The following is a 17,803-nucleotide window of genomic DNA, read 5'->3' as shown; positions in this document are numbered from 1 at the left end:
TATACTGGGGGTACCGAGAGAAAGGCGGATGATATGAAGATCCTGGGTATGGGGTTCCCTGAGATGCTGATCATCCTCTGCACCATGGCGGTTCCGATTCTTATCGTGGTGGTGATCGTCCGCGCGATCACGCGTCGGCGCAACCCGGTTGACGAGACGCAGCGCGCGAGTGCGGCGGCGTATCAGCGCCTTTCTCAGCTCGACGACCTGCGCAAGCGCGGCGTCCTCTCCGAAGAAGAGTTCGAAGCCAAAAAACAAGAAATCATGGCCGACCTATAGGGAGGATCCACCAAACCTGCGGCCACCTGGAGTGGTTTCTGTAGGAGTCGAATGTTTCACGTGAAACATTTGTTTGTGGGTGGGGTCTCGCAATCGCGCGCTGTGGAACGAGGGTGAAGGAAGTCGGAACCCGAAACGTTCGATGATGGTGGCGGGGAGCGCTCGCAACGAAATCGAAGCGTCTGTGGAGCAAACAAAATGTGAAAAAGAGGCTTGACAATTGGAATAAATCGCCCCTGATCTGGGGATATATTACCACAAAATGAGGAAAAAGTCGAGTCGTGCGTTTTGCCGTTGTGCGCGGTATATATAGCTGCACGCACTTTTATGGGAGGGCCGCGCTTCGGGCGCGGCAGATGCGACGGATGCACGGGCAGGTGATGCGCATGGGTATGGAATTGTCGGCGGGGTGGCAGCAGGCGTTGCAGGTGGCGGCGGCGCGAGAGGATTTGGCGATCTGCAACGAGGCGACGGCGGCGTACGGGTTGTCTTTGACGGAAGAGCAGATGACGGGCATCGTGGAGCGCCGCCGCGAGGCGTTGCGGGCGACGGGGCGCGTGGAATTCGGGCGCGGGGCGCTGCGTGATATCGTGACGACCTTTCGCGATTCGCCGTATCTGCACCAGGAAACCTACGAAGAGACGCTCGTGGATCTGCAAGATGCGTTTTACCATTTCAAGGAAGAAGCGGAGGCAGACGGCGGTATCGCCGACGAGGAGCTGCTGAGCGCCTTGCGCGTTGCGTTCGACGAGCGCGTGCATGGCTCGACGGACGCGCTCGAGGACATCAAGCTGGCGGAGCTGCGCGTGCAAGCCGAGCGCGAACGCGCGGGGGAATACGACGGGACGACGCAGCGCGAAGCGGCGGAAGAGGAGCAGGCTGATGACGAAGATGACGAGCGACCGCACGACGAACTCGACCGCGTGTACGACGAAGATCGCCTCGAGCGACCCGATAACGACTACGCCGCCGGTTTCTACGACGGCTACAACGAGCTGTACCGTATCGGATTCGACACCAACAGCCGCATCGGAGGCTCAACGCTCTCGCGATGACGAGGGTGGGCGCGGGCTGCGCACGCGCCTCGACGACGAAGCGGATGTGGCTGCAACCTTCCAGATGCAGGTGTGGGGCGTGCTGTCGAAGCAGGTGGAGCTGTATACCATGGGGGAGAGCACGTCGCTTCCCGAGTACGACGCGCATCGCTTGCTGGCTTCCACCTGCTACATCTTGGGCGTTGATCCTGACGACGCGGATGTAGAAATCATGCGCGATGTGGTGGAGCGCGGTGCCGACGCGGTGTTCTCGCGGAATCTGCGGCGCGTCGAAGAACAGGCGGCGCGCGTGAGCGAGCTGTGGACGGAGGCGTGCCTGAGCATGCCGCTGCTGGAAAGCGTCGCGCTCAAGGACACGCTCGAGAGCTTCCGCGACTTCGCGGCGCGCTACGAGCCGCGGTTCTTCGCGCACGAGATTCCCGCCGACATCGACTACCCCCTGTGCCGCCCCGTCCCTGAGACGACGCTCGGCGTGGACTACGTGACCGCCTACCTGGAGCGATTGCTTATCGAGTGCCGCTTCCTGCAACGGTTCGACCTCGAGCGCTGCACGCATCTGCTGCGCAACGTGCACCCCGAGTACGGCGAACTGATTCTCAACCTGTTCGAACCCATCGCCACGAATGCCATCGGCTGCACGCTCGCAGGGTGCGACGTGCGGAAGCTGTACCTGGACGACGAGGCGCGCGCGAGGATCGCGAGCGCGCTCGAAGGGCTCGCGGGCGCTCGCTTGCAGCGCGTGCTCGTCGGCGCCGCGGAGCGCACCGGGGCGGCGTTGGCCGTCGACGCGGACACGCAGGCGTACCTGTCGTCGCTCGCGAGGCGTCTCACCCCGCGCGTAGAACTCGCCCTCCGCCACCACTCCCTGAGCGGCGTGTTCTTGGACTGACGTCACGCTTCGTCTTCGAGTACGTCCGCCAAAGCTTGGGCGAACAGGGGAACGGCCTCGTTTCGCGTGTCTCGCCTGTACACGGCGTAGCGCTTGAAGGCCGCATCGGCATCCTTGACCTCGCACACAACGATGGAGCTCATGAAGCAGGTGGGTACGCAGTTCGCGTACGACTCGTACTGACGTTTCGAGAAGAACCACATCTCCTGCTCGTCGAGGATGTGCATGAAGAACGTATCCATGTTGTCGGCGTCCACCCAATGGATGGCGGGCTTCTTCTCGCAGGCGTCGAACAAGCGCAAGGCGCGCTGCAGGTAGTTGTCGCGCGATGCCGAAGGCCAAGGAACGATGCGGTTCATGACGTCGGACGGCGTCACTTCGCGCAGGCTCGCGGTGGCGGCGCTTTTCGGTAACGCAACGAGAATCGAGTCGTCCATGAGGGGGACGGCGCAATAGATGGCCAGATCGACGTCTGCCAGGTCGTACATGATGGCGATGTCGATCTCGTTGTTTTTGAGCGCGTCGAAAATCCCTTTGACGCGGATGTTCTCCGAGCGCACCGACATGCCGTTCAGCGCGTCTTTGAGCGAGATGTACGCAAGCGAAACGGTGTCGATGACCGACCGATCATCCAGCGCATACGCGATACGCACGTCTTCGAAGCATGAATGCTTCAAGCCGCTGATGCGCTCAAGCAGCGCATCATAGCGCGCCGTGATGGCGCTCGCCTCGTCGAGCAGCTGCGAACCCGCCGTGGTCAGGAACAGGCGCGCACCCTTATGCGCGACGAGGGGAATGCCCAGCTCCCGCTCCATGATGGAGATGTGCCTGCTCAACGACGAAGGAGCAAGATGCAGCTCGTCGGCGGCCTTCGTCACGTTCATATGACGAGAGAACGTGATGAACTCACGCAGCATATCGATTTCCATAGCCCCTCCTTGCCAGTGAAATCTCGCAGGTCGTGCTCTCCCCAGCATCCTGCTGCCTCCATGGTAGCTCAGTCGGTCCCGCAACTACCTGCGACACCGCGAAAAGTCGATTGCAGCATTTGCAACGCGCCTCCGTGTGAACGGAGCGCGGCGTGGCCGACTTCGAGGGGAGGGCTGCGATTGTCGGCGAAACGCAGCGCGTGGTGCCCTTCTATCATGGAGGGCGAAGAGGGAGGCGAACGCGCTTCCCGATACCAGGGGAAAGGGGATGCAATGGGGAAGACGGCGAGTCTTCGCACGCGTCTGACATGGGGAATCGTGACCTTTGCGGCGATCGTGGCGGTGGCGGCGCTTTCGGCGTGCAGCCCTCAGCAGGCCGATCGCACGCAGGCATCGGCCGAGGAAGGCGGCGGCGCAGAGCAGCCGGCCGTCACGGTGGCGTGGTCCGCTGAGGGAGACTGTTCGACATGTCACAGCAAGCAGGCTGAGAGTCAGGCCGATGCTGCGTGCTTGGCTTCGAAGCATGCAGATCAAAAGTGCGTGCAATGTCATACGGATACGGGCGCGCTCGAAACCGCGCACGCTGCTGCAACGGCGGGAGATGCCATCCCCTCGGCGCTCAAGCAGACGTCCGTCGATACGGAAGCCGTGTGCCAGTCGTGCCATACCATCGAGGAATTGGTTGCAGCGACGGCGGCGAGCACCGCGCTGACCGATGAAAACGGCACGGTGGTGAACCCTCATGCCCTGCCCGAAAACGCCGATCATGCGGAGATTGACTGTGCGAGCTGCCATAAGGTGCACTCGTCCACCGCAGCCGAGAAATCCGCGCAGCGCACCTGTTCGTCGTGCCATCACGCCAACGTGTACGAATGCGGCACCTGCCACGCCGTGTGAGAGCAGCAGCGGGAATCAAGGAGTCCCGTGCCTATAAGCTGGTGCCGCAGAGGCGCCTGAAAGGGGAGATCATGAAGCAAGAGAGTCTATCGCGTCGCTCGTTCGTGAAGTCGCTCGCCGTGATGGGTTTCGGCGCCGTTGGCGCGGGAGCTTTGGCGGGATGCTCGTCGGGCTCGACGCCGGCGAGTGCGGCAAGCTCGGGGTCGGACATCGCGTGGGATAAAGAAACCGACGTGCTGGTGTGCGGCTACGGAGCGGCGGGCGCATCCTGCGCCATCGAGGCGGCCGACAACGGAGCCAAGGTGCTCATCATCGAGAAGGCGGCCTTGCCTGGCGGCTCGATGGCGCGCTGCGGCGGCGCCATCATGGGCGCGGGCACCAAGGTGCAGGCCGACCTGGGCGTGGAAGACACACCCGACGGGTTGTACAACTGGGTGAAGACCTGCGTCAATCAAAACTACGATCTGTGCCCCGACGCCATCATCAAAACCTATGCAGAGCACGCGGGCGAAAACGTCGACTGGTTGCAGCAGATGTGCACCGATTACTGCAAGCGCGACTTGTTCGAGGTGGGGATGGCCGTCGAGAACGAAGGCGCGCAGGGCAACGAGGCTACCGGTGACGGCGGCAACGGCGTGACCGCGGGCTGCCTCAACGCGGTGGGATGCGAGTACGATTCCTTCGGTATTACGAAAGCGGAAGCGGTGGCGCGCTCCCATTGGGCTCACTCCGACGGCAATGCTGCGAACTCGGGTCCCGAGCTGTTCGAGCCCCTGTATCGCAACATCAACAAGAAGGTGGAGGATGGGACGGTTGAAACGGCGTTCAAAACGGCGTTGTCCCGCTTCATCCTCGACGATAGCGGCACGGTGATCGGGGTCGTTGCCAAAACGGATGCAGGTGACATCAACATCAAGGCCACGAAGGGCGTCATGCTGGCTACGGGCGGCTACTGCGCCTCGGACGACATGAAGATGAAGTTCTGCCAGGAGGCGCTGCCGTACACCACGTACATGTGCTACGACTGCGAAGGCGACGGCATCAATGCCGCCATGACCATCGGTGCCGACCTCTACAACATGTGCAACTTCTACCCTATCGAGGTGGCGCAGGTGTACCAGTACGACCCGCAGTACAACGACGTGTTCAACTCATGGCTGAATATGGATGACGAAGGATACATGGAAGTGCCCGCCATGAACATGGCCGAATGCCACGGCGGCGTGAAGATCAATACGGATGCCCAGGTGCTCGATCTCGACGGCAATCCTATCGCCCACCTGTACGCGTCGGGCAACGATGTGGGCACCAACATCTTCGGCGTACCGGGCAACTATCCCGGATGCGGATGCTACGTCAGCTTCGCGTTCGCCTTCGGTCGCATCGCCGGTCAGAAGCTTGCAGCGGAAACGGTCATCGCGTAGGCACGCTATTCAGCCATACCCTCCCTCCCCTTGGAGAGCGCGTCTTCGGATGCGCTCTCTTTTAGCCTCGGGTGCCGGGGAGCCAGCTGGCTACTCCTTGGGCGACGTGGCGGGCGGCGATCTCGGCGAGCGAGCCGGCTGCGGTGAGCAGCGTGTCGCGGGCGGTGCCGTCGATGTTCTTGGCAGCCTCGGTGAGCAGGGCCACCGTTTTGGCGCCGCCGAAGAACACCTCGGTGGCATCCTGCGCGCCCGACGCCTCGATGGCCTTGAACAGCGCGTCCACGATGGCGGCGGCCTCGTCGTCGGAGTACCGCGCGAGCCACTCGGTGAGCAGCTCGTCGGTGAACACGGCATTGTCGGTGAGCTTGTCGAGGTAGACGAAATCGTCGCCGTCGACGTCCCAGGTGAAGGGGCTGTGCTGCATGAGGCCGCGCTCGGTGCTGTGCACTACGCGCGGCGGCGTGTGCGACTCCATGAGCATGCCGATGACGGAATCCTGCGGCACGGTGCGATGGATGCGGCCCTCAAGCTGTCGCCAGTCCTCGGGCGTGAACGTACCCGCCTTGAACCCCGGGCCGTCGTGCGTGTAGACGCGCTCGAGGCGATCTTGCACGGCCTTCGACGCGCGGAGCGCCGCGTACAGCGCGAGGTTCGCGCCCTTCGAGTGGCCGCCGGCGAACAGGCGGCGCGGCAGATGCGGAGCGACGGCCTCCAGGTAGCGAGCCGCCTGTGCCTGTGCCGGCACGGGCGCGGTATAGGCCATGTTGAAGTTCTCGCGCCACCCGGTGATGGATGTGTCGGTGCCGCGGAACCCCACGTAGGCGAAGTCCTTCTTGTACACGAACGTCATGGCCGCGAACTGGGTTTGCCGCTCGGTGTCGAAGAGGCTGAGGTAGTCGCGCACCGTCACCTCGCGAAACCGAGGGCTCGCGGCCAGCGCCAGCAGGTTCTCCTTCACGCGGCCGGGGATGAGGCCCGAGAACATGTGCTCGTAGCGCTCGGCGCGCAGCGCGTCGCTGAAATGCGCGGCCCGGCCGGTGGGGGACAGCAGGTTCTCCACGATGGTTCCAATCGCGCGGAATGCCGTGCGCTCGCGCAGCGGCGGCACGATGCCTTCGGCGCGCACCATGCAGAACTGCGACAGCACGGCCGAGTCTACGGGATTGAACGGCTTTTCCTCGAACGTGGCGAACTCGGTGCCCAGGTAATCCAGCAGGTTCACGAGGCGCTCACCGCCTTCTCTTCCTTCTCCTCGATGGCGTCGATGAGCGCGAGCAGCTCTTCGCGCGAGCCGACGGACAGCTTGCCGTAGATGTGCCGCACATGGGTGCGCACGGTGTTCTCGGAGATGTACAGCTTCTCGGCCACGTAGCCGTGGTTGTAGCCGCGTCCCAGGTAGTACAGCACTTCGCGCTCGCGCGGCGACAGCCCGCGCTCGGCGGCCAGCGTGTCGCAGCGGCGGTGGATGTACGTGCGCGAGTCGTCGGCCACGCGCGGCTCGGTGCGTCGCCCCTCGCGGCTGCGCGAGCCCTGCGCGAACGAGATGGCGATGAGAGCCAGGTACACCGTGAGCATGATGAGGCAGATGGTGCGCCCGTCGGTGCCGATGATGGCGATGCCGCACAGCCCGATAACGAACGCGAGCGCCAGCAGCACGAGGCAGGCGGGGAAGACGAGCATCGCGGCCAGCGGCACGCTGCGGGCGGCGCTTGCCATGCTGCACCAGATGGCCAAGGCGATAACGGCGAAGCTGGCCTGCGTGAGCACGTCGATCACGCCCGCGGCGACGTTGCTGTCGGTGCTGATGACGGGCAGGGCCAGTAGCAGCGCCACGGCGATGGGGTATACGGCTTGGTTGAGCAATCGAAGCGGCGAGGAGTCCGGCTTGCGCAGCGCGATGACGGCCACGATGATGGCCAGCAGCGACGGCCCGATGAGCGACTTCCATGCGCCGAGGGGGTCGGGCAGGCGCGTGTGCTCGTTGGAGATGATGGGGTCCCAGGTGAGCCCGAAGATGAAGCAGGTGATGCAGGCGCCCACGAGCGGCATCCAGAGGATGACGAGCGCCTTGCGCAGCCGCGCGCGATGGTCGGCGTCGTCGGACGACTCGCCTTCGGCCGCTTGCTGCGCGGCGGGTTTGTCGAAGGTGCGGGCGACGAACAGCAGCGCCACCGAGCCGATGAGCGAGCACGCGATGAGCGCCAGGCCCAGCGGCGAGGGTGACAGCGGCTCGGCGATGAAGTGCAGCACCGCCGCCAGCATGATGCTGAGCGCACTGTTGAACAGCAGATTCTCCGGCTCAAGGCGCGCGAACACCGAACCCCACGCCGTGGTGAGCATGGCGAGCCCCACGCCCAGCGACAGGCCGAACAGGGTGGGCTCGACGTACGGCAGCGCCAAGCGCCCGTACAGCGGCAACACGAACTGCAGGCCGATGGCGGTCAGGCACGCCCCCGCCAGCAAAGGCACGGTGCCGGTGGGGTCGGGCAGGGCACGTCCGGCGCGCTTCGCCGCAAGCGCGAGCGCCACGAGCACGATGCCGCACCCGAGCAAGCCCCATCCGGTGAACACCGCGAAGGGGTGGAGCGAAAAAGCAAGCGCGGATTCGTCTTCCGGAAAGAAGCGCAGAATGTTGAGGAAGACAGAGAACAGCACGCCCGCCCCCAACAGAGCCGGCTTGAACGAAACGGTGGCAGGATGCGACCGCTGAGAAACGTCTTGTTGTGCGCTTTCCATATCCTCCCCGCAACGCCGTAGCGTTTTCCCTCGTAGATAGCGCAAATCACCAAAAGCAGCGATAGGTTTGATGCAGGCACCGCGCCGCGCGACCGGCGAAATCATCGCTTTCAGTGATGGCGGAACCCAAGCCTGAATCGTAGTGTAGCCGAACGTTCGGTGCCGCACAACAAACCCCGCGGCAACGAACGGATGACACAGGTATGAATTGAAGGGAGAGGGATCATGGGAACCACCTCGAAGCACAGCTGGTCGCGTCGCGACTTCTTGAAGGGCGCTGCCGCCGGTACGATGAGCGTCGCCGCCATGGGCGCGCTCGGCGGATGCGCGCCGCAGCAGTCGGCGTCCACCGCGACCGCGGCCACCGGTTCGGTCGAAGCGGGCACCTACGACGTGATGAGCGAGCTGTCCACGTTCAACCGCGGTCAGAATGCCAGCGCGAAGGCGCCCACCACGCCCGAGGAGTACATCACGCTCAAGGGCGACGGCGTGTTGGCCGCCGGCGGCGGGTGCGAGCAGCTGAACATCAAGCCTGCCGATTTCATGCTGAACGTGCCGGCGTGGCTGGGCGAGGCTCCCACGGTGAGCGACATCGCCGACACCGAGGAGTGCGACGTGCTGGTGATCGGCGCGGGCAACGCGGGCACGACGGCGGCGCTGCGCTGCCAGGAGTCGGGCGCGAAGGTGTTCCTCGCCGAGATGCAGACCTACGACGAATACGACGAGTACGCCTGCGACATGGCCTGCTACAACTCGAAGCTGTTCCTGGACAAGGGCACGCCCGAGATCGACACCACCGAAGTGTTCAACGAGTACATGCGCCTCTCGCGCGGCCATGCGCACCAGAAGATCGTCCGCGACTACGCCACGCGCTCCGGCGAGATGCTCGACTGGATGGTGGAGCACATTCCGGCCGAGTACGTGGAGAAGTACGCCAAGACCTCCAACTACAAGGGCAACGACAACTTCAGCGGCGAGTGCTGCGGCCAGAAGTCGTGGCCTGCCATGACGCAGTGGCGCGACGAGGACAGCAACATCAACATGTGGCCGTTCGTCATCCGCTCGGTGCACGCGGCGTTCGAGGAAGCCGGCGGCGAGATCAAGTGGGGCTACCAGGGCGTGGTGCTCGTGCAGGACGGCGACGCCGTGACCGGCGCCATCTTCCAGGATGTTGACGGCGCCTACCACCAGATCGACGCGAAGGCGGTAGTGGTGGCGGCCGGCGACTTCGGCGGCAATCCCGACATGCGCCTCGACCTGTCCGACCAGATGCGCAACATCGCCTGGTCCTACGGCAACGACCGCACCGACGCCACGAGCATCGGCGGCATGGGTCGCGACGGTTCCGGCATCCGCATGTGCATGTGGGCCGGCGGCACCATGGAGGGCGGCCCCCGCGCCGGCCAGGCCGCGGGCATCAACGGTGTGCCGGGCTTCGCGTTCGGCGGCGCGTGGCCGTGCTTCGGCAACGACGGCAAGCGCTTCATGAACGAGACCATGGTGAAGCACGGTTCCAACGGCTACCTGGACATGCTGCCCGCGGGTCAGCTGCTGGTGAACGTCACGGACGCGAACTGGGAAGAGTACCTGTCGCACCAGGGCTACGGCCACGAGACCATGGACCGCAGCTCCGACTACATGGTGGCCGAGGTGCGCGAGAACATGGAGAACTACAAGACGGGCAAGGACGGTTTCGACGTGCGCGCCTTCGCCCGCTTCGGCAAGGAATACTCCACGGTGTACGCGGCCGACACGCTTGAGGAACTGGCCGAGATCGTCGGGTACACCGGCGAGGCCAAGACGAACTTCCTGGCCGAGGTCGAGCGCTACAACGAGCTGTGCGCAAAGGGCCATGACGACGACTGGGGCTGCGACGCGCAGAACCTGTTCCCCATCAAGGACGCCCCCTTCTTCGCCTCCTTCGGCACGACGGGCGGCAACCCCTCCGGCGGCCTGTGCCAGCATGCGGCCATCTGCACCGACGGGCGCTACCAGGTGCTGACGGGCGCGAAGGAGCCCATTCCCGGCCTGTACGCCGCGGGCAACACCTGCGGCCAGCGCTACGGCATCCAGTACGCCACGCCCACGGCGGGCAACAGCTGCGCTTCGGCCCTCACCTCGGGCTACTGCGCCGCTGAAAGCGTGATCGAGGACGTGAAGGCGTAATCGACCGCCCAGCAAGCTGATTCGGGGCCGGCCGCCCAACCCCTCCCTCCCTCGGGTCGGTCGGCCCATCGCGCGCGGCGGTTGCCTTCGGGTAGCCGCCGCTTCGCACCGGTTCTGAGGTTCTGAACGGAGAAGGAGCATGAACATGGCAGAGAAACGCGACGTCATCGCGCAGGTGCGTGTTCCGTTTTGCGTGAGCGACGGGGCGCTGCAGCGCGAAGGGATGATCCTCGGGTGGGACAGCGCGCGCATGAACGCGTACGTGGATGCCCTCGTGGCCGAGATCGAGGCGAATGCAGGGCAGTTCGACGACTGCCGCGTGCGCGCCGTGCATCTGGGAGGCGGCGTGGCATCGAACGCGGGAGCGGGCGTCGCGCGCATCATGCGGGCCCTGCGGCAGACCTGCGAGGTGGCCGACGGCGCGCCCGTCACCATGCGCTCGTCCATTGCGAACGTGAGCGGCGCCACCATGCCGTTCTTCCGCCGTGCGGGCGTGACGCGCTTCGACTTCGAGATGCTGTCGCTCAATCCCGTCGACTTCGTGCGGCTCAACCGCGTGGACAACCTGAACGACCTGCCCATCATCTGCGATCATTTCCTGCACGCCTACGCGAACGACACGCTGGGCCTCGTGCTGGCCTTCGGCCATGCGGCCCCCGAGGGCGGGGACGGCGCGCTCAACGTGCGGCGCTCCGCGCTTGCGGCGGCGCGCTCGCATGCGGTGCATGTGGAGTTGGTGCAGGTGGCCGACGCGCATGCGGCTGCGCCCGAGGAGGCCGCGCGTCAGCTGGACGACATGCGGGACGCGCTCACGGAGCACGGTTTCGCCGAATACCTGCCGCTGCGCTTCGCGCGCGCCGGGCATGAGGATGCCTTCGCGATGCGCGTCGCCGCGGGCGCGCCGCAAATCGGCTTCGGCCTGGGCGCCGTCACGCGCCTCGACGGCGCGGAGAGCGTGAACACGCGCGACCTCGCGCGCTACGTCGCCGCATCGGCCGACTTCGCCGCCATCACCGACGAGGTGCGCGCCATCGCCTGAGCGAATGTCGAAGGGCGCACAAGCTGCCGCCGCACGAGAAAGCCCGCCACGCAGCGATGCGGGGCGGGCTTGAGGAACGGAGTGCGGAGCGCGGACGGGACGGCTCCGCAGCACGACGCTTACCGAGAGCGAACGTTAGTTGTTCGACTCGTCTTGCTGCCCGTCGTCGGTGTTGGAGCCGTTCTTGCTGGCGTACTCTTCCGGGGTCATAACGTCCACCACGTTCACGGTCATTTCGACCACGGAGAGGCCCGTCATATCCTTGAGGTCGCCGCCGACAACCTTCTTGATCTCGTCGAACACCTGCGGTGCCGACTTGCCGTACTCGAGGATGACATCGAGGTCGAGCTTGGCACCGGCGTCGTCGACGATGTCGGCGCTGACGCCCTTCGTCTTGTCGTCCCCGCCGAGGCCTTCCTGGATGCGGGACAGGACGTTGCCCTTCATGTCGATGATGCCGTCGATTTTCTGCGCGGCCAACGAGGAGATCTTCTCGACGACGTTCTCGTCGATGACCAGCTTGTAGATGGGCTCGGCGGGCACGGAATCGGCCGTGGGGGCGTCGGTGTCGGTCTTCTTCGGCTCGGCGCTGTCAACGCCGGAGTAGGGGTTGTAGGTGGACGTGCTGGTGGACGGCTTGGTCATAGTGCTCTGAGTCATGGTGGTTCCTTTCTGTAGCGTGAGAAATCAGGGTGCGAACGCCTCCGGCTGCGTTGATCTCGGTGTCGGGAAAAACGCGGCGCGGAAGCGGGTCGCTAATTAATGCGGTCGAGGATATGCTTCATCTGCTCGCGGGTTTTGCGGTCGCCGTCGCGATACTTGCCGATGATCACGCCGACGGCGGCGAACACGGCAAGCAGCACGGTGGGCCAGAATCCGATGATGAGGATGAGGGCCGCGGCGATGAAGCCGAGGATGCCGTACAGCACCGCATGGCTGTGGTGCTCGACGTACGGCGAAACCGCGCGCTTCATGCTGGCGTACACGCCCTTGTCGCGCTTCGTCTCGGAAGCGGCGTTCGCGATGACGTCGGACGGCGTGTCGGCCTGCTTCGGCTCGCTCTTCGGCTGCGTCTGCGGCTTCTGCTGCACCTGCGTGGGGGCCTGCGCCTGCGTCGTCGCCTGCGGCTTCGGCTTTGGTTGCTGCTTCGCCTGCATGTGCACCTGCGGTTGCACCTGCGTCGTCGCCTTCGGCTTCGGCTTCGCCGGAGTCGTCGGCATCGGGTTCGCGTGGATGCGCATGGTGGATTGCGTCATGAGCTCACCACCTACTCAACCACGTGCGCCGGCACCGGCTGCGTATGGTGCTGACGGTGCGTGTCGTCGGTGAACTTGGTGGCCTGCTGCGTGAACGCGGGGGTCACCACGTCGGCATCGCCGGCGAACGTGATGCGCACGGAATCCACCGGGTAGCCGGTGAACGCCTCGAGCGTCGCGGCAATTTCGTCCTGCAGCTTCGCGCCCAGCTGACCCAGCTCGGCGTTGCGGCCCGGATCGATTTTCGCGTGGATGCTCATGCGCGGATCGTGCTTGTTGGTGATGTGCACCTTCACGTTGTCGGTGACGAGGCCGCTATGCCCGTCGATGACGTGCTTGACCGTCGACTGGATGGCGTTCTGCGTGATGGCGATGCTGCCATTGTCGCGCTCAAGTTCGAGCTGCGAGTTCTTGCCCGGAGCGGAAATGGCGCGAATTAGCACGACCAGCAGTCCCAGCGCCGTGATGCCCAGCAGCACGGCCTCGACGATGAAGAACCAAGGCATGCCCATGAGCCATGCGATTGCCGGGAAGAGCGGTTCCCACGCAAACCACAGGGCCGCGAGGATGCCCACGCCCAGCACGGCAGCAATGACGAACACGATCATGCAAAAGCGTTTGAACTTTCCCATAGATGCCGCCTTTCTTCTCAAATGCGCACGCGGCTTCCCGGTGCGCTGCCGGATAGAGTGGAACTACTTTAGAAGAAAATGAGGGGGAAGGTACCTGGTTGTACGGAAGTGCCGCCGGACGTTTGCCGTGTCGTTGCGCCGCTGTAGATGCGCCTGCAAACACGATCGCTGAACAATGACCTCCAAACCGGACAGCAGCGATCATGATTGACGGTTGTTGTCATTTGCGTACAATTGTCCTAGCGCTTGGGTTCCCTTCGTCAGACCGATGACGTGCGACGAGGGTCCGCGCCTTTTGACAATGAGAAAAGCTACAAGAAAGACGCCCTCGGGCGTCTTTCGTCGTTTTTGGGGATTGCGAACAGAATTTATCATCAATGATGTTTGCGATCTTCGATGGGCCGTTTACCGCGCGATTTTGGGATCAGCCCTGACGTGATGGAGCAAGAACGGTGCGTCCTCCAAATATGATGTGCTTCGAAAGGGGACGGAATGTGCGATTGAGCATGACAACTGACTACGGAATACGGATGATCCTCTGCCTTGCCGCGGAAAAGCGCATGATGAACTCTCGCGAGATATCCCGTGCGATGGACATTCCTCGCGACTACACCGTTCAAGTGGGTGGAAAGCTGAAGCGAGCAGGAATCGTGAGAACGCATGCGGGGCATTTGGGTGGGTATACGCTTGCACGCGACGTTCGCGAGATCACGATGTTCGACGTCGTTGGGGCTCTTGAAGGCACGATGCGTATTGATGGCAACTACAAAGAAGACTGCGTTGACGATAGCTGGGCGCGGGATGCCTGTCCCGTGCGGTACTCCTACGAGGCGGTGCAAGAAGGCATCGACCAGTATTTGCGTGGCATCAAAGTGAAGGATTTGTTGATTCCCGGTCCGGCCGATGCGGCGGGGCCTGCGGGCGAGGAGGTGAGGCCCGGTGGCGCGAACGAGCCGTGCTGATCTTGAAGTTCGCAAGAGAACTGTTCTGCGCTTTTTGCTTGATCGCTCGATCGAGGCGGGTTCTGAAACAACGGTGTCGCTGGCCGATTTGGGCGCTGCGCTGCACATGACGAGATTGCAGGCGCGCTACACCGTACGCGAACTCGAGGAAGAAGGCCTCATCCGTCGGCAGATGTGTTTTCGCGATGATGGGGGACAGACGGGGTGCTCGTATGCCGTCACGCAGCAGGGGGTTGCTTACCTTACGGCTGCGGACGAGCGGGCGAAGGCTCCGTCGGCGGGCGAGACGCTTCAACGAGGTCGATAACTTCCTGCTTGCTGTGTACTCCCAGCTTCTCATACACGTGCTTGATGTGCATTTTGACGGTATTGCGCGAGAGCACGAATTTCTCCTCCATGAATGCGAGGTCGCGTCCGCGCGCCAATTGTTCGAGCACGTCGGTCTCGCGCGGCGTCAGGCCGTGCTTGCGCGCCACGGTTTCGCAGAGGTCGTGCCACAGCTGCGCTTCGATTGCCGCCGGGGAAGCGGCGAGGGCAGGCTCGCTTGAGCCGCCCGTTTCGCTCGGCATCGCTGCTCCGGCCGCCGCGGGCAGGCGGTTCGACGTGAACGGCAGCTTCGCTACCGGGTCGTTGAACAGGTAGGCAAGCATGATGACGTAGGCGAACACGATGACGAGCGAGAACGCCTCGGGTGCGCTCGGCTCGATACGCGCCCACGCCTCGGCGCCCATGCCCAGCGCGGCGCCGGCCAGGTGGCCCACCACGATGACAAGGCGTACGGTGACGGCGGCAAGAAGCGGCTCGGTGCACGATCGCACCAGCATGACGGCCACGAGCCACACCACGACCTCGAACAGCGCCGTGCCTACGCCGGCGAGCAGGTCGCCGCCGCCCGTCATGACCAGGTGCAGCACGGGGCCCAGCAGGAATCCGGCCGCCGTGCACATGAGCGCACCGCGAAACAGCTCGTGCACGCCCACGTTCGGCACGAACCAGGTGACCAGCGCGATGAGCAGGAGCGCCACCACCACGGCGAATGTGAGGTCCACGGGGCCGTCGGGGGCGTTCGCCCGCAGGAACCCCAGCATGATGGAGGCCACCACCACGCCAGCGGCAAGGTTGCGGTTGAACAGCGCGCCGAGCGGTTGGAGCGGCGTTGCGCGCTCGCGTTCGCCTGCGTGCTCCGGGTCGTCGTTCGGCGCGTTCTCGAAATGCAGCAGGGCCGGAGCCGTGAGGCAGACGGCGAGCACGATGAGGGCACTGCCCATCGCGAAGGTGGCGACGGCGTTCAGGTGGGCGAACTCGGCAACGTAGCCGAGCAGCTCCTTGAGCACGAACGCTCCCAGCACGCCCAGCGTCGACACCTGGGCGATCAGCCGATAGGGGAGCCGTGCGCACAGGCAGACGAGCGCGACGCTGAGCGGGGCGCCGATGCCCTTGAGCAGAAACAGCGCGACGACGGCCATCGAAGCGTGCTCCTTGGTGCCGAAGGGCCCGCCTGCCAGCATGATGACGCTGCCTGCCACGTAGGCGAGGGCGCACAGCACAGTTGCCAGTTTGAAGAGGCGGTAGGCGCCGCGCGGCGTTGCGCCCGGCGCGGTTGGGGCGCTCGGGGCACTCGGGTCGCCCGGGGCGCGGCGCATGGCACCGTACACGAGTAGGAACAGCCCGCCGTACACGATGAGCGACGAAATGCGCATGGCAAGATCGTCGCCCGGCGGGTTGAGCAGCGTCAGGGCGGCGCCGTCGCTTGTCCAAATGCCTGCAAACAAGCAGGCCAGTCCCGCGGCCGCCGTGCTGAACGATATGGTTTGCCAGGCGCTTGGCGCGCTTGTATGCTTCGTAGCGATGCGAGTTCCCTCCCGGACTTCGCTTCGGTTTCCGCACCCCATTATACGGGTTTTGGCAATACACCCATCGTGGGTGTAGGCATTGTCAACCAATTGCGTAAGGTTTCACCTGCAATGCAAAGCCCGGTGCGAACGGATGCACTCGGGTCCAAGGGAGGAGTAAGGAACATGGCAGAACGCGAAAACGATACGATTGGTTCGACGCTTCAGGCACCGCATCGCCTGACGCGCCGCAGCTTTATCGCCGGCGTGGGTGCAATGGGCGCGCTGAGCGTGCTCGGCGGCCTCGGCCTGGCCGGTTGCTCGCCGCAGAGCGAGGGCGCGTCCAACGGCGGCAGCGAGGGCGCTGCCGAGGGCGAATCCTACGACGTGGTGATCATCGGCACGGGCGGCGCGGGCATGTCCGCGGCCATCGCGGCGTACGACAAGGGCCTGACGAACGTCGTGCTGTTGGAGAAGATGGGCGTAAACGGCGGCAACACGAACTACTCGTCGAGCGGCATGAACGCCTCCGAGACGAAGTTCCAGAAGGAACAGGGCATCGAGGACAGCAACGACCTGTTCGCGAAGGAGACGCTCGACGGCGGCCACAACACGGGCGACGAGCAGCTGGTGAAGTTCATGTGCGACAACTCCGCCGGCGCTATCGACTGGCTTGACAGCCTGGGCATCAAGTTGGACAACATCACGCTGACGGGCGGCATGTCCGTCAAGCGCTGCCATCGTCCCACCGACGGCTCTGCCGTGGGCCTCACCATGGTCCCGGGTTTGCTGGCGGCTGTCGAAGAGCGCAAGATTCCCGTCATGATGAACTGCGAGGCCAAGGAGCTCATCAAGGACGGCGACGCCGTGACGGGCGTCAAGGTGAAGGCCGACGGCAAGGAGAAGGTGCTTGGCGCGAAGGCCGTCATTCTGGCCACGGGCGGCCTCGGTGCGAACCCCGACATGGTGGTTCAGTACCGCCCCGACCTCAAGGGCTACGTCACCACGAACCAGCCGGGCGCCACGGGCGACGGCTACACCATGGCCGAGAGCGCCGGTGCGGAACTCGTGCAGATGGATCAGATCCAGATTCACCCGACGGTTGAGCAGTCGTCCTCGACGCTCATTGCCGAAGGCGTGCGCGGCGGCGGTGCCATCCTCGTGAACAGCGAGGGCAAGCGCTTCTTCGACGAAATGTCCACGCGCGACAAGGTGTCGGCGGCCGAGCTCGAGCAGCCGGGCAGCTTCGCCTGGTGCACGTTCGACCAGCAGGTGTACGACGCCAACAAGGCCATCGCGAAGTACGACAAGGCGGGCCTCGTGCAGAAGGGCGCCAACGTGGCCGAGCTTGCGGCCGCCATCGACGTGGACCCGGCGACGCTCCAGGCCACCATCGACGCCTACAATGCCATCACCACCGACGGCGCCGCCGACGAGTTCGGCCGCACGGAGGGCTGCATCGCCTTCGCCGACGGCAACATGTACGCCATCAAGGTTGCTCCCGGCATCCACCACGAAATGGGCGGCGTGAAGATCAACGAGAAGAACGAAGCGCTCGATGCGTCCGGCAACGCCATCCCCGGCCTGTACGCGGCCGGCGAGGTGACGGGCGGCATCCACGGCAACAACCGTATCGGCGGCAACGCGGTGTGCGACATCACCGTGTTCGACAAGAACGTCGGCGAAGTGGTAGCCGCAGCCCTCGCC

At 64.4% G+C, this 17,803-nt stretch carries 16 protein-coding genes; 9 read left to right on the top strand and 7 right to left on the bottom strand.

Annotated elements, in window-relative coordinates:
• The first annotated feature begins 33 nt into the window (after positions 1 to 33).
• The 3 genes from C1876_RS14025 (at position 34) to C1876_RS14015 (ending at position 2,223) form a co-directional block, all read left to right on the top strand.
• Complete coding sequence (locus tag C1876_RS14025; protein WP_114547350.1) at positions 34 to 279, top strand: SHOCT domain-containing protein; 246 nt, start codon at positions 34 to 36, stop codon at positions 277 to 279.
• Between the two features lie 386 nt (positions 280 to 665).
• A complete protein-coding gene (locus tag C1876_RS14020; RefSeq protein ID WP_148044530.1) occupies positions 666 to 1,334 on the top strand; it encodes a DUF6323 family protein in 669 nt (222 codons plus the stop codon).
• 46 nt (positions 1,335 to 1,380) lie between these two features.
• On the top strand, positions 1,381 to 2,223 hold the full coding sequence (locus C1876_RS14015; protein ID WP_114547348.1) for a DUF6179 domain-containing protein: 843 nt from the start codon (positions 1,381 to 1,383) through the stop codon (positions 2,221 to 2,223).
• Between the two features lie 2 nt (positions 2,224 to 2,225).
• Here C1876_RS14015 and C1876_RS14010 read toward each other — a convergent pair whose 3' ends face one another.
• Entirely contained in the window at positions 2,226 to 3,152 is a 927-nt protein-coding gene (locus C1876_RS14010; RefSeq protein WP_158544704.1) for a LysR family transcriptional regulator, read from the bottom strand.
• A 318-nt stretch (positions 3,153 to 3,470) separates the two neighbouring features.
• Between C1876_RS14010 and C1876_RS14005 the strand changes: the two genes are divergently transcribed.
• Both C1876_RS14005 and C1876_RS14000 read left to right on the top strand, forming a co-directional pair.
• Entirely contained in the window at positions 3,471 to 4,049 is a 579-nt protein-coding gene (locus C1876_RS14005) for a cytochrome c3 family protein (protein WP_148044531.1), read from the top strand.
• Positions 4,050 to 4,120: 71 nt separating this feature from the next.
• Positions 4,121 to 5,473 carry an FAD-dependent oxidoreductase gene (locus tag C1876_RS14000; protein ID WP_158544703.1) on the top strand — a complete coding sequence of 451 codons (1,353 nt, stop codon included), beginning with the start codon at positions 4,121 to 4,123 and terminating at the stop codon, positions 5,471 to 5,473.
• Positions 5,474 to 5,534: 61 nt separating this feature from the next.
• Here the strand turns inward: C1876_RS14000 and C1876_RS13995 are convergent, their stop codons facing one another.
• Together C1876_RS13995 and C1876_RS13990 are read right to left on the bottom strand one after the other, a co-directional pair.
• Positions 5,535 to 6,695: an Mbeg1-like protein gene (locus tag C1876_RS13995; protein ID WP_114547344.1), complete on the bottom strand. Its 1,161-nt coding sequence runs from the start codon at positions 6,693 to 6,695 to the stop codon at positions 5,535 to 5,537.
• Positions 6,692 to 8,209 carry a helix-turn-helix transcriptional regulator gene (locus tag C1876_RS13990; protein WP_114547343.1) on the bottom strand — a complete coding sequence of 506 codons (1,518 nt, stop codon included), beginning with the start codon at positions 8,207 to 8,209 and terminating at the stop codon, positions 6,692 to 6,694. Before C1876_RS13990 ends, C1876_RS13995 begins: the two co-directional genes overlap by 4 nt.
• A gap of 225 nt (positions 8,210 to 8,434) precedes the next feature.
• Between C1876_RS13990 and C1876_RS13985 the strand changes: the two genes are divergently transcribed.
• A complete protein-coding gene (locus C1876_RS13985) occupies positions 8,435 to 10,375 on the top strand; it encodes an FAD-binding protein (protein WP_114547342.1) in 1,941 nt (646 codons plus the stop codon).
• Between the two features lie 145 nt (positions 10,376 to 10,520).
• The gene (locus C1876_RS13980; RefSeq protein ID WP_114547341.1) at positions 10,521 to 11,414 is read left to right on the top strand and encodes a coproporphyrinogen III oxidase; all 894 of its coding nucleotides are present in this window, start codon (positions 10,521 to 10,523) and stop codon (positions 11,412 to 11,414) included.
• A gap of 135 nt (positions 11,415 to 11,549) precedes the next feature.
• Here C1876_RS13980 and C1876_RS13975 read toward each other — a convergent pair whose 3' ends face one another.
• The 3 genes from C1876_RS13975 to amaP all read right to left on the bottom strand — a co-directional run bounded on the left by C1876_RS13975 (position 11,550) and on the right by amaP (position 13,302).
• A complete protein-coding gene (locus C1876_RS13975) occupies positions 11,550 to 12,074 on the bottom strand; it encodes an Asp23/Gls24 family envelope stress response protein (protein WP_114547340.1) in 525 nt (174 codons plus the stop codon).
• A gap of 95 nt (positions 12,075 to 12,169) precedes the next feature.
• Positions 12,170 to 12,670, bottom strand: coding sequence for a DUF2273 domain-containing protein (locus C1876_RS13970; RefSeq protein ID WP_244910162.1), 501 nt, complete (start codon positions 12,668 to 12,670; stop codon positions 12,170 to 12,172).
• A gap of 11 nt (positions 12,671 to 12,681) precedes the next feature.
• Positions 12,682 to 13,302, bottom strand: coding sequence for an alkaline shock response membrane anchor protein AmaP (gene amaP, locus C1876_RS13965; protein ID WP_114547339.1), 621 nt, complete (start codon positions 13,300 to 13,302; stop codon positions 12,682 to 12,684).
• Between the two features lie 506 nt (positions 13,303 to 13,808).
• On the opposite strand from amaP, the gene C1876_RS13960 reads away from it, so the two are divergent.
• Positions 13,809 to 14,264: an RrF2 family transcriptional regulator gene (locus C1876_RS13960; protein ID WP_158544702.1), complete on the top strand. Its 456-nt coding sequence runs from the start codon at positions 13,809 to 13,811 to the stop codon at positions 14,262 to 14,264.
• Between the two features lie 242 nt (positions 14,265 to 14,506).
• Here the strand turns inward: C1876_RS13960 and C1876_RS13955 are convergent, their stop codons facing one another.
• A complete protein-coding gene (locus tag C1876_RS13955; protein ID WP_158544701.1) occupies positions 14,507 to 16,036 on the bottom strand; it encodes a helix-turn-helix transcriptional regulator in 1,530 nt (509 codons plus the stop codon).
• Between the two features lie 246 nt (positions 16,037 to 16,282).
• Here C1876_RS13955 and C1876_RS13950 point away from each other — a divergent pair.
• Positions 16,283 to 17,803, top strand: a 1,521-nt coding sequence (locus tag C1876_RS13950) for a flavocytochrome c (protein WP_114547336.1), incomplete at its 3' end; no start/stop codon positions are given.

The sequence above is a fragment of the Eggerthella sinensis genome (genome assembly GCF_003339815.1).
In the GTDB taxonomy this organism is placed as follows: domain Bacteria; phylum Actinomycetota; class Coriobacteriia; order Coriobacteriales; family Eggerthellaceae; genus Eggerthella; species Eggerthella sinensis.
The sequence above is the reverse complement of the archived record's forward strand: the minus strand, read 5'-3'. Positions and strand labels throughout refer to the sequence as shown.

Coding starts and splice junctions, on each gene's coding strand:
- C1876_RS13960 (WP_158544702.1), top strand. CDS start 13,809: ATGACAACTGACTACGGAATACGGATGATCCTCTGCCTTGCCGCGGAA.
- C1876_RS14020 (WP_148044530.1), top strand. CDS start 666: ATGGGTATGGAATTGTCGGCGGGGTGGCAGCAGGCGTTGCAGGTGGCG.
- C1876_RS13990 (WP_114547343.1), bottom strand. CDS start 8,209: ATGGAAAGCGCACAACAAGACGTTTCTCAGCGGTCGCATCCTGCCACC.
- C1876_RS13985 (WP_114547342.1), top strand. CDS start 8,435: ATGGGAACCACCTCGAAGCACAGCTGGTCGCGTCGCGACTTCTTGAAG.
- C1876_RS13970 (WP_244910162.1), bottom strand. CDS start 12,670: ATGACGCAATCCACCATGCGCATCCACGCGAACCCGATGCCGACGACT.
- C1876_RS14000 (WP_158544703.1), top strand. CDS start 4,121: ATGAAGCAAGAGAGTCTATCGCGTCGCTCGTTCGTGAAGTCGCTCGCC.
- C1876_RS13975 (WP_114547340.1), bottom strand. CDS start 12,074: ATGACTCAGAGCACTATGACCAAGCCGTCCACCAGCACGTCCACCTAC.
- C1876_RS14025 (WP_114547350.1), top strand. CDS start 34: ATGAAGATCCTGGGTATGGGGTTCCCTGAGATGCTGATCATCCTCTGC.
- C1876_RS14010 (WP_158544704.1), bottom strand. CDS start 3,152: ATGGAAATCGATATGCTGCGTGAGTTCATCACGTTCTCTCGTCATATG.
- amaP (WP_114547339.1), bottom strand. CDS start 13,302: ATGGGAAAGTTCAAACGCTTTTGCATGATCGTGTTCGTCATTGCTGCC.
- C1876_RS13980 (WP_114547341.1), top strand. CDS start 10,521: ATGGCAGAGAAACGCGACGTCATCGCGCAGGTGCGTGTTCCGTTTTGC.